The organism is Kurthia senegalensis (assembly GCF_000285595.1).
GTDB classification, from domain to species: Bacteria; Bacillota; Bacilli; order Bacillales_A; family Planococcaceae; genus Kurthia; species Kurthia senegalensis.
The window spans coordinates 84,694-97,133 of the sequence record NZ_HE611066.1; the positions used below are offsets into that span (position 1 = coordinate 84,694).

Sequence of the window (12,440 nt, forward strand, 5' to 3'; positions counted from 1 at the left end):
TTATTTATATCCATTATACACAAAAAAACACGAATTAATTCATATCTTTTTGTTAATAGCGTGATTCCACAAATGAGATAAAAGGGGCTTCTTCATGAAATCATCTTGCATCGTAATAAAATTTTCAAGTAAGCGGCTACCTATGACAACCATTCTTTAAATAATGATTCCTTTCCATAATTACTAACAGAACATCTAACTAACATTCTTCACCTATTTTTGTATAAGCGACACTACTAAAAAAGCGATCATTCATTTTTTCTCTTGAATGCCTATCTTTTTCGACAATAAAAAACGCATCCGATTGTCAGATGCGTTTTTTATGCTACAGTTGTTTAATTAAATATCTTGAATCATCTCAAATAACACGAAACCATTTTCTGTCGTCGTTTGAATATGATTTACTTTTCCTTCTACGAGTGTAGCTGGAATTTTCACTTTCACAGGGATTTTCGCATGAAGTGGTTTTTTATTTGCGGTAATTGAAACCGTTAGTTGTTCAAAGCATAAAAAGTCGATACTTAGCTGCTTAAATGGTTCTTCTATTAAAATTTCAATACCATCTTCACTTACGAAGCGGACAGGTTGTGGCTTTCCTTTATAACTTCCGAATAAACTCATCGCAAATCCCGTTAATTGAACTTCCTCCGCTTCGACTTCTTCGACTTCAATCGGTTTTATCTGACTGTCCAATGTCATCGGGTCGCCGTCCTTAAATTGAATAACTAGTTGGTGAAGCGTCTTCTTCACACTCGTCACTTGACGCTCTTCCACACACGAAAACGTCTTGCTCGCTGGCGAATACGTATACAAATACCCTTTTTTGCCGTAATGACTAAAATACAGCTGCCCCTCTTGCATCGTACAAAATTGCACTTTTTCTTCTAACAGCGTATTCGTACGACGTGTTGCAAGGTCCATCTCAATTAAATGTGCTGTTTTTGGATGTGGAAAATACAACTTGCCATTACTAAACGTCACATCATATACGTTCGACAATCCTTTGTACGTTTCGCTTAAACATTGTGGATAATGCTCCGGATTCCAGTGATGATCGCGCTTCATAAACGCATCCGAACGTAAAAAATAACGGTAGCGAATTTCATGATTCGGCAGTTTTGAACCTAAGTCATTCCACGTTGCGTCGATATGATACCATTCTCCGTCTAGCTCTACCATATTCCATGCATGTCCGAGATCACTTTCTCCGTCTGCCTTTCCGACAACGTAATAACATGGAATGTCTAAGCTCTCCATCATTTTTTCAAACAATAACGCATAAGCCATACAGACACCCTGTTTCTCATGCATAAACGTATACACCGTAAAAGGCGAACCGGTCGTATTCATTTCGTACTGATGGTTTCGAACGATATAATCATGTACCGCTACGATTTTTTCAAGCGTTGTCATATCTTTCGTAATAAGTTGCTGTAAAATTTGCTTGATTTCTTCTGTCACCCACTGATGTTGCGGACGCGTCATGCGATAATTTAATGTAAAATCAACTTTAATGCGATTTTTCGTCACGCTTACATACTTACTATGCTGTCTCCCACAATGTTGCGTGTGAAATGGAAGTTGTAGATGCGATACGTCAAAAGCATCTTGTAATAAGTCACTCAATGGTTTCGGCATACGTCCGTTCACGTACAATGAGAACTTCCGATCGCCTCGCTGCATATGACTGACGATAGCTGGAAGTAATTGCTTCGGTGTAATCGTCGTTTGCTTTAATCCACCGCTCCTTTGAAATTGTTGTAATGATTCAAAAAATAGTGCCATGTTTTTCCCTACATTCTTTTAAATTATTCTTCCATTATACGTCTTCCTATTTGAAGTAACTAGCGTTATTCTTTTCAAATAATACGCAGATAAAAATGATGATAAATCGATTTGCTTTCTATTTTATTTTACTTAATCTAGAATCATGTGAAGGAGAGACCCTAATTACCAATGTACTAGTACACATTCAATAATGCTTACGTCTAAACGAGATTTGGATTTATGGCTATTTCAACATACAATGATTAACAAATCATTTTAAATCTATTCAAGATGTATACGACTCATCTTATGAATCCATACGATTTACACAAAATAAGATAATTTTATACACTATGAACCATACATAAACACGAAGGAGATGATTCAATTGGCAGAGTTAAAATTAGATCATATTTATAAAATTTACGATAAAAAGGTGACGGCTGTTACCGACTTCAACTTACATATTGAAGATAAGGAATTTATCGTTTTTGTCGGACCATCTGGTTGTGGTAAATCAACGACACTTCGTATGATTGCTGGATTAGAGGACATTTCGGAAGGGGATTTCCTCATTGATGGCAAGCGTATGAATGACGTTCCTTCAAAAGATCGTGACATCGCCATGGTATTCCAAAACTACGCACTTTACCCGCATATGTCCGTGTTTGATAACATGGCATTTAGTTTGAAATTACGTAAAGTGCCGAAGCCTGAAATGAAAGAGCGTGTAGAAGAAGCCGCACGTATTTTAGGATTAGAGGAGTATTTAAGCCGTAAACCAAAAGCCCTTTCTGGTGGTCAACGCCAACGTGTGGCACTCGGTCGTGCAATCGTACGAGATGCGAAAGTATTTTTAATGGATGAACCATTATCAAATTTAGATGCAAAATTACGTGTACAAATGCGTGCAGAAATTATTAAATTACATCAACGCCTACAAACGACGACGATTTATGTCACGCATGACCAAACGGAAGCGATGACGATGGCAACACGTTTAGTCGTAATGAAAGACGGTGTCATCCAACAAGTTGGAACGCCGAAAGAAGTGTATGAATTCCCTGTAAACGTTTTTGTAGCAGGCTTTATCGGCTCTCCTGCAATGAACTTCTTCACCGGTACGCTACGTGAAGGATTCATCCAAGTAGGCGACATCGACCTTGCCATTCCAAATGAAAAAATGGCGGCATTAAAACAACAAGGCTATGTGAATAAAGAAGTGACAATCGGCATTCGTCCTGAAGATTTCAACGAAGTGCTAGATGCTACAACGACTACATCACCAGTCGTTCATGTGAAAGCAGACGTTGCCGAACTACTCGGCGCAGAAATCATGCTGTACTCACAATTAAATGGCAAAACATTTATTGCAAAAATCGATGCGAACAGAGACGTTCAAGCAGGACAATCACTTTCTCTTGCTATTAATATGAACAAAGTCCATTTCTTCGATGCTGCATCAGAAGCTCGTATTTCGATGACAGAAACGGCTGCACTTTTAACGAAATAAACGAACAAAGCGTTTAAACACGTCCTTCTTATGGACGTGTTTTTTTGCATTATAAAAACCATCTTGCCTAGCGGTCGCAAGATGGTTTCATCCGTTCATTTATGTTAATGATTTTCTTTTACTTCTAATTTGAAGCGGGGTTTTCGAATGACGTATCGTAAATTCAGTAACGTCGTCATCACGACTAAAAATACGCTGAATGTAAAGATGACGGGACTACTTTCAATAATTTGTTTCCAATCTCTTACGTTAATTAAAAATAATAAGTAACCGACTTGCGTACAAATTGCTAACATACACGTCCCCATACTTAAAAAAATAGTTAACTGTCCCTCTGACTCTTTCCCTTTAAAAAAGAATAAAACGGGCAGTACTAATGCGAGCATCCCTAAAATAAAGCTTGCTGTGTTTAATAGCAACATCCACTTCATCTCCTTTAAGTAGAATCTTTCTTCTTACGGATTAGTATAGAAGAAAATACGTCTGAATAGGAGAAAATACGCTGAATTTAATAAATTCTTAACAAGGCATTTACACAAAGTTCATCGCTCATGCGAAAAAAGGAAAAAGAGCCGTCACAAGGTGAAACTCATGACGACTCTTTCCTATATACACGTATAATATTCTTCGTTTAAGTGACGTTTTTTACAAGCACAGCTCGTTTAAAATGCACGATCGACTGTTCTAACTTCACGTCGTATGTATTTAGCGCGCATTTTCTTTTCGATAAGCACTCGGTGACTGCGCGGTCGTTTTTTTGAACACGCGACTAAAATAAAAATGATCTTGATACCCGACCGCTTCCGCAATTTCAGAAATGGGCAAATCCGTTACTTTCAATAAATCTTTCGCTTTTGAAACACGATATTTCATTAAATAGTGTACCGGTGTCATCCCCGTTATTTTTTCAAATAAGGACGCAATTCGTCTCGAATCAATGTGGAAAATTTCCGCCAGCTCACTAATGGAAATGTTTTCTTCATAGTGGGCATGCATGTAATTAATTACTTTAGAAACTTGTTGTAGCGTAAAATCATACTCACTATTTCGCGCGCTATTCACAATTTCTTGTAAAATATTCATAAATATCACTTTCAATTCAAACTGTGAGAAATGATCGGGACTTAAGTTTTTTAAAAGAAGCTGTTCCACTTTCGTTAAAATCGGTTGCATATTGTCTAATTCAATTGCAAAATGCTCATGCTCGAAATGTTTAAACTTCTCTTCTAACTGCATCGTTTCGTAATGCAACACCGCATACGTCCAATCTTCATCGTACGTTTTTATTTTAATATCCATATTTTTACCAGCATGTAAAATCGTTTGCTCATCCATATGATACGGCACACCGTTTAATGAAAAACGAGCCGTCCCTTGCAATGGAATAATAAAACCACACATTTGAAACGCTGTTTTTCGATTAATATCTAATTTATTCGCTCTTTGTGTCGCTTGGAATGCATTACGGTATTCGATTGTAGATGTCGCAAAATATTCGATTAGGTCATTTGTTTGAATAGCCATAATTCCCCTCCTATAAAAAAATACCACGCAAAAATGCGCGGTACGAACGTTTGTTTTCGTCATTCATTTCAGTAACGCATGCATTTTGAATACATTTCATTTTTTAACTTATACTAGTGTATCGGTAAAAAATGAAGTCGTCAATGAAAATGATTATCATTATTGATTAAAACATGTTCGAAATGCTCGGCTCATTACAGTAGGTACGACCGATGCGTGATTTTCATTCGGTACGACATAAAACGTTGCGCGTGGATCTCGTAGCTGTTCAAAAAAAGCACGAGCTTCTTCTACCATAAATGACTCCCTTTCCCCAACAGCTATTATCAATGTCGGATTCCCAACAGCAGTTCGTTGCTCTTTCATTAGTTCAAAATCATTCCACCAAACGGAAGGACTAATCGCCATATAGTGCTGGAACGTTTCCGTACGGTGGAAATACGTCCAAAGCGCATAATAGCCTGCCAATGAATGACCGAAGAGCGATTGTTCTTTTTCATTCACCGCAAATTGCCCTTCAATCCACGGTTTCAGCTCGGTCGTTAAAAAGCGCTCAAATTGTTCGGCACCACCGTAAGGCATATTCGACATATGCTTCCCATTCGTTCTTTCAGGGAAGATGTACTGCTCCGCATGCGCTGTAAAATCCAAAAAGCGTCTCGTACGGACCGTTTCTTCGCTATGTCCAATTCCGACAACGATTGCTTCATGTACGTTCGTTTTTAATTTATTACGACTTTGCATGCGCACGACGCTTTTCGCAAGATCAAAATACCAACCACCATCTAATAAATAAATGATCGGGAACCCTTCTTCGGGTGCTGGCTTATCAGGGACAAATATGCGAATTTCATATGTATAGTCCGTCTGTTTAGAGTATTTCTCGATACATTTCTCCATAAATCCTCCTACTTTCTTCTCATTTATGTATACATTACTATGTATTATCATACAATTCCAATTTACTTTTTACACTTTTTATTCAGAAAAATAATGGTTATCCATATATGAATAGGATAAAAATCCATATTTTTATATGGATTTTTATTTAAAAGCTTTTTTTTTAAACGATAAACATTCTATTTTCAATTATTTACCAAAAAATAATCCATTTTTGAAGAAGGAAATTTCCATTCATCTCTTATGCATCGAGTGATAGTATAGTAATCGTAGTTGAGAATGAATTTCATTTAAAAATCGGAGGGAAAATACATGAATAAATATTTTAAAATGGGTGCCGCTGCACTATTCGCACTTTCTTTAGCAGCTTGTGGTACTTCATCAAATGACGAAGGCAAATCAAACGATGCGAAAACAGAAGCTTCTTCTGAAAGCACGAAAGAAATGACCGTTACATACTTAGGCAATGACTATAAAATTGCAAATCCAGCAAACAATATCGTAGCAGCTGGTATGGAAGCAATGGAAGATTCAGTTGCTCTTGGCATTAAACCTGTCGGCGTATTAGAAGTCGGCGGTGCAATTCCAGCATACTTACAAGAAGGTCTTGATGGCGCTGAATTAGTCGGCGACAAAATGGCTCCTAACAATGAAAAAATCTTATCACTTGATCCAGATGTAATCGTCGGTACAGATAAATGGGCAGAAGACGTTGTAGCTAAAATGAACAAAATGGCTCCAACAATTCCTTACTCTCACTTCTCTGATAATTGGAAAGACAACTTACGCGCTCTAGCTCAAATCGGCGGCAAAGAAGATAAAGCAGAAGAAATCATTACGAAATACGAAAAAGATATCGCTTCTGTAAAAGAAGAAGTACAAAGTAGCGACTTAAAAGACAAATCCGTCTTAATGATTCGTATTCGCGGTGGCGTTATGTACGTATATCCTGAAAACGTATACTTCAACCCAGTTTTATACACAGAACTTGGCTTAAAAGCACCTAAAGTCGTAACAGCCGCTAAAGCACAAGCTGAAATTTCTTTAGAATCTCTTTCTGATGTGAACCCTGATTACATCTACTTAGAATTCGACGAAGCTGAAAATCCTAAAACGAAAACAGCTTTAGAAGATTTACAAAAAGATGCTGTATTCAAATCACTTACAGCTGCTAAAGATAATCACGTATTCGCAAACGAAGTTCCTGGTCTTGCTGAAGGTGGTACAGCATGGTCTAAAACAAAATTCTTAGAAGTTGTACAAAATACACTTTTAAAATAAGTTAACAAACTAAAGTAGAGTTGGGCACTTTGAATAAGAGCGAATTGTTTCTTATTTCAATGGCTCAACTCTTCTTCTGTTTAGAAAACGAGGTAACTATTATGAAATCATCTAAACGGTCGGCACTGATTTTAATCGCAACCCCTTTTCTACTTTTCGCGATTGTCGCTGTGTCCATCATGTTCGGAACGAAGGACATTCCGCTCCAGACGGTTTGGGATGCGATTGCACATTTTGATAAAGCGAACGCGGACCATCAAATTATTCGTGCCAATCGAATTCCACGAGCGCTTGCAATCGTCTGTGTCGGTGCCTTTTTAGCTGTTGCCGGAGCGGTCATGCAAGGGATTACACGAAACTATCTTGCGTCCCCTTCTTTAATGGGAGTTAATGATGGCTCGGCTTTCGTTATTACGATTGCGGTCGTCTTCATTCCAGGTCTACCAAACGTTCAAATGATTATTTTATCTATTATTGGTTCTGCAATCGGTGCAGGTTTAGTGTTCGGTTTCGGCGCACTCGTTCGAAACGGGCTTTCCCCTGTTCGACTCGCCATTATCGGGACGGTCATCGGGACATTTTTTAAGTAGTGTTGCGACAGCGATTGCGATGTACTTCCAAGTATCGCAAACGATTGCTTCTTGGTACAATACGAAAATCCAAACGGTCGACATGCAACTTCTATTAATCGCCCTACCATTCGGTTTAATTGGATTATTCATGGCACTCGGTTGTGCTCGTGCCATTACGATTTCTTCTCTCGGTGAAGACATTGCGACAGGACTCGGTCAAAAAACACAAACGACACGTATTTTAGCCATGCTCGCCGTCGTTTTACTAACAGGTACGTCCGTCGCACTCGTCGGAAAAATTGCCTTTGTCGGATTAATCATTCCACATATCGTACGTATGTTAGTCGGTGTCGACTATCGATTCATCATTCCTTGTTCATTAGCTGTCGGCGCAGTGTTCTTAAGTGCTTGTGACCTCATTAGCCGCTATTTGAATTTTCCATTCGAAACGCCAATCGGTGTCGTAACTGCCTTTATCGGGATCCCATTCTTCCTATACTTAATTCGTACAAAGGGAGGTTCTTCGAATGCTTAAACCGAAAAAAATATTTGGCTCAAAGCGTTATTCATTATCGCGATTATTTTCGTCGCTTTTTACGTACATATTACGAACGGTATGTTTGATATGACCGTTCCAGAAGTACTCAAAACGATTTTTGGTCTCGAAAGCAATCCCAAATTTGAACTCGTTATTTTTGAATTCCGTCTTCCACGTATTATTATTGCGCTGCTCGTCGGGATTGGTCTTGCCATTGCCGGTAGCGTATTGCAAGGGATTACGAAAAATGATTTAGCCGATCCTGGTATTTTAGGGATTAACGCCGGTGCTGGTGCGGCTGTTTCATTTTTCATGTTATTTTTCCAATTCAATGCGTCTCGTGCAGACGGTTCACAACTTCTAAACATTATGATGATGCCTATTTTTGGTCTCGTCGGTGGCGTCCTTGCTGCGGCAATTATTTTCGTATTCGCCTATAAAAATGGTCGCCTTGACGTAGAGCGCCTTCTATTAACTGGTATTGCAATTAATACAGGATTCGGCGCACTCGCTCTCTACATTACACTTAAAATGAGTGAAAGAGATTTCGAAATGGCTGCACTTTGGCAAACGGGTACGATTTACAATGCAAACTGGGCGTTCATCATTGCGATGCTTCCGTGGGTCGTACTACTAGGCCTTTACATTTATCGTAAGAAACATTTACTCGATTACTTCCAATTAGAAGAAAGTACGATTATAAGTCTCGGTATTTCTATTGAAAAAGAAAAAATTAAATTGTTATTAGCGAGCGTCGGGATCGTGAGTGCTTGCGTATCTGTATCAGGAAGCATCGGCTTCATCGGACTAATGGCACCACATATCGCCCGCCAATTAGTTGGCGTACACCATAAATACGTCGTGCCATTTAGTGCATTAATCGGTGCAGCCCTATTGCTTATCTCAGACTTTATCGCTAAAACAATTTTTGCCCCATCTGAATTAGCTGTCGGTGTAGTCGTTTCGATTATCGGCATTCCTTATTTCTTATACTTACTCATTAAAGCACGTTAAGGAGGTACACATATGACACTCGCATTTAAAATTGAAAACTTATCTGCTGGTTACGACCAACACCAAATATTTAACGCGTTAAATGGTCAAATTGAATACGGCAAAATTACGACGATTGTCGGTTCAAACGGCTGTGGGAAATCCACCTTATTAAAAACAATTGGCCGTATTTTGAAAAAAGACGAAGGAAAAGTGTACTTGCAAGAGCAAGATATGCAAAAAATGTCGTCAAAAGACATTGCGAAAAGAATTGCCATCTTAGCTCAAAGTCCCTCTGCTCCAGCGCAGCTAAAAGTAGAAGAACTCATTTCATACGGTCGTTACCCACACCGTAAAAACGTTAATAAATTAACAAAAGAAGACGTTGAAAGCATTCATTGGGCAATGGACGTAACGAAAACACTCGAATTTGCTGATCGTGAAATTTCTCAACTATCTGGTGGTCAAAGACAGCGTGTATGGCTCGCGATGGCACTCGCTCAAAAAACGGACATTCTACTATTAGATGAACCGACAACTTACTTAGATATGGCCCATCAAATGGAAGTATTAAAAATTGTCAAAGACATTAACGAAAAACATGGTTGTACGATCGTTATGGTATTACATGAAATTAATCAAGCTGCGCGCTTTTCAGATACGATTATTGCAATGAAAGAAGGCAAAATCATGATGACCGGCACACCTGCCGAATTTATGACGCCAAAACATTTGCAAGAGATTTTCAACATTAAAGCGAAAATCGTCGATGATGAAGGCACACCTGTTTGTCTTTCTTACGATGTGTTATAAACTTATTTGGATTTCTTTATATAGACTGGCGAGTTATACTAATTTCACTAAATAATAAAAGAGGTAGCGATGGCTGCCTCTTTTATTATTTAGTGAACATATATTCCTTTTATGCTGTAAACGATTTCAAAAAAGACCGACAAACAAAACTATTTAATAAATCGAAAAGATGTTTTAAAAATTCCTTTTTATGTCACATTTAATAAAAAAGATGAACGGAAGTGCAATTTGCTCCTAAAAATGACTATTTTTCAATAAAAAATCGGATTATCTATGCACTTTCCTTATGAATAAGGCATATTTTTCAATTAAGAGGGTATATTTTAACTAACGTCTTTTTATGAGATATACTTTACAAAACTAAACTAATTGTTTTTTAAACATAAAATAATTTTCAGATTATTTTCATAAAACTTTTTTATTGCATAGTAGTGGCAACCTTTGTTATTTTAGTAACGTCCTAGTTTTTGTTTCATGGCATTTCTAGATACTTAAACGAATGAACGAATGAAAAATTATACTTAACTGAAAATACCTAAAAGAAGGTGTAACAATGGACTTACCTTTAAACCAAAAAAATCTAGAAAGATTAATTTCTTCTACATTTTTTTACTGGCCGTATGTATGCTTTGGATTAAAACATACATCGTTGAAATCACACAGTTTTCTTTAGGAGCAAAAGGCTTCCTACAAAACTTCTTACTATTTATTAATCCACTTGGAACGATGATGATTTTATTGAGCATCAGCTTCCTATTTAAAAAAGGAAAACGTAAATTTACAGCGCTAATTGTTATTTATACATTGCTTTCGATTTTACTTTATGCGAATGCTGTATACTATCGCTTCTTTAGTGACTTTATTACGTTACCAACGCTTTTCCAAACACAAAACTTCGGTGATTTAGGCGGTAGTGTACTATCTCTCCTTAAACCATATGACATTTTATTCTTTGTCGATGTTTTCTTCTTAATTGGATTACGTGTATTTAAAAAACAATTATTCGAACAAAATGCAAAAGTTGGTCGCCGTCGTGGCTCAATCGTCTTAATTGCTGCACTTGCTATTTCTTTCTTAAACTTAGCGCTTGCAGAAGCCGATCGCCCTCAGCTTCTAACACGTGGATTTGACCGTACGTACATCGTGAAATACTTAGGTATGTACAACTACACATTCTACGATTCATTTGAAACAGCACACGCGTCATCACAACGTGCACTTGCAAATAGTGATGACATTTCGAAAGTGTTAAATTACACACGTACGAATTATGCAGAACCTAATAAAGAATACTTTGGTGTTGCTAAAAATATGAACGTCGTTTACATTCACTTAGAATCATTCCAAACGTTCTTATTAAACTATAAAATTAACGGTGAAGAAGTCACACCTTTCTTAAACTCATTAACGAAAAATCAAAATACACAGTACTTTGATAACTTCTTCCACCAAACTGGTCAAGGGAAAACGTCAGATGCTGAGTTCATGTTAGAAAACTCACTTTTCGGTTTACCACAAGGTTCTGCTTTCATTACGAAAGCACAAAATACGTACCAAGCCGCGCCTAGTATTTTAAAAGACTATGGCTACACATCTGCTGTATTCCACGGTAATAACGGTACGTTCTGGAACCGTAATACAATTTACAAATCTTTCGGATACGACAACTTCTATGATGCAAGTTACTATGATACGTCTAATTCAAAAGATATGGCTGAATATGGTTTACTCGATAAACCGTTCTTCAAACAATCTGATTCAATGTTGAAAGATTTAAAACAACCATTCTATACGAAATTAATTACTGTAGGGAACCACTTCCCTTATAAAATGGATCAAGATTTAACGACAATCGATAAAGAAACGACTGGTGATGCTAGTGTCGATGATTACTTCCAAACAGCTCGTTATTTAGATGAATCAGTTAAACAATTGTTCCAACAACTGAAAAAAGATGGTCTTTACGATCATACGATGATCGTATTATACGGCGATCACTACGGTATCTCAACGAACCACAATACGGCGATGTCTAAAATTATTGGCAAAGAAGTCAATTCATTCGAAAGTGCCAACCTACAACGTGTTCCTCTTATGATTCACGTTCCAGGTATGGAAGGCGGCATTAATCATACGTACGGTGGTCAAACAGATATGTTACCAACCATTCTTCACCTATTAGGTGTCGATACGAAGAAATACGTACAACTCGGTACAGACTTACTTTCATCACAACATAAACAAATCGTGCCATTCCGTAACGGAGACTTTATGAGCCCTACTGTTTCCTCTGTAAACGGTAAGTTTTATAACAGTAAAACAGGTGAAGTTCTAGAAGAATCTGAATTAGGTTCTAAAATTGAAAAAGAAGTAGATGAGAAACTGCAAATTTCAGATGAAATTGTTAACAGTGACCTTCTCCGCTTCTACACACCTAAAGGCTATACGAAAGTAAATCCAGCAGATTATGATTATACGAATGAAAATGCTGATGAAGTACAAACTTCAACAAAAACAGACGAATAATAGCGTTTAAGCC

Annotated in this window: 9 protein-coding genes and 1 pseudogene; 6 read left to right on the forward strand and 4 right to left on the reverse strand. The window is 37.5% G+C overall.

Going from position 1 to position 12,440, the window contains the following annotated elements; translation table 11 throughout:
• Positions 1 to 339: 339 nt before the first annotated feature.
• Positions 340 to 1,785 carry a transglutaminase domain-containing protein gene (locus KSHG_RS07800; RefSeq protein ID WP_010304373.1) on the reverse strand — a complete coding sequence of 482 codons (1,446 nt, stop codon included), beginning with the start codon at positions 1,783 to 1,785 and terminating at the stop codon, positions 340 to 342.
• Positions 1,786 to 2,155: 370 nt separating this feature from the next.
• Here KSHG_RS07800 and KSHG_RS07805 point away from each other — a divergent pair, with 370 nt between their 5' ends.
• Positions 2,156 to 3,280, forward strand: a complete 1,125-nt coding sequence (locus tag KSHG_RS07805; RefSeq protein ID WP_010304374.1) for an ABC transporter ATP-binding protein — start codon at positions 2,156 to 2,158, stop codon at positions 3,278 to 3,280.
• A gap of 104 nt (positions 3,281 to 3,384) precedes the next feature.
• On the opposite strand, the gene KSHG_RS07810 is transcribed toward KSHG_RS07805, so the two are convergent.
• From KSHG_RS07810 to KSHG_RS07820, 3 genes are all read right to left on the reverse strand, one after another.
• Positions 3,385 to 3,702, reverse strand: a complete 318-nt coding sequence (locus tag KSHG_RS07810; RefSeq protein WP_010304375.1) for a hypothetical protein — start codon at positions 3,700 to 3,702, stop codon at positions 3,385 to 3,387.
• A gap of 283 nt (positions 3,703 to 3,985) precedes the next feature.
• Entirely contained in the window at positions 3,986 to 4,804 is an 819-nt protein-coding gene (locus KSHG_RS07815; RefSeq protein WP_010304376.1) for a helix-turn-helix domain-containing protein, read from the reverse strand.
• Positions 4,805 to 4,963: 159 nt separating this feature from the next.
• Positions 4,964 to 5,704: an alpha/beta hydrolase gene (locus KSHG_RS07820; RefSeq protein WP_010304377.1), complete on the reverse strand. Its 741-nt coding sequence runs from the start codon at positions 5,702 to 5,704 to the stop codon at positions 4,964 to 4,966.
• 312 nt (positions 5,705 to 6,016) lie between these two features.
• Here KSHG_RS07820 and KSHG_RS07825 point away from each other — a divergent pair, with 312 nt between their 5' ends.
• From KSHG_RS07825 to KSHG_RS16460, 5 genes and pseudogenes are all read left to right on the forward strand, one after another.
• On the forward strand, positions 6,017 to 6,985 hold the full coding sequence (locus KSHG_RS07825) for an ABC transporter substrate-binding protein (RefSeq protein ID WP_010304378.1): 969 nt from the start codon (positions 6,017 to 6,019) through the stop codon (positions 6,983 to 6,985).
• Positions 6,986 to 7,083: 98 nt separating this feature from the next.
• Positions 7,084 to 8,092, forward strand: a pseudogene (locus tag KSHG_RS16455) (FecCD family ABC transporter permease).
• A 33-nt stretch (positions 8,093 to 8,125) separates the two neighbouring features.
• Positions 8,126 to 9,109 carry a FecCD family ABC transporter permease gene (locus tag KSHG_RS07835; protein WP_407635303.1) on the forward strand — a complete coding sequence of 328 codons (984 nt, stop codon included), beginning with the start codon at positions 8,126 to 8,128 and terminating at the stop codon, positions 9,107 to 9,109.
• Positions 9,110 to 9,121: 12 nt separating this feature from the next.
• On the forward strand, positions 9,122 to 9,901 hold the full coding sequence (locus KSHG_RS07840) for an ABC transporter ATP-binding protein (RefSeq protein ID WP_010304380.1): 780 nt from the start codon (positions 9,122 to 9,124) through the stop codon (positions 9,899 to 9,901).
• Between the two features lie 624 nt (positions 9,902 to 10,525).
• Positions 10,526 to 12,427, forward strand: a complete 1,902-nt coding sequence (locus KSHG_RS16460) for an LTA synthase family protein (protein WP_010304381.1) — start codon at positions 10,526 to 10,528, stop codon at positions 12,425 to 12,427.
• Positions 12,428 to 12,440 lie beyond the last annotated feature (13 nt).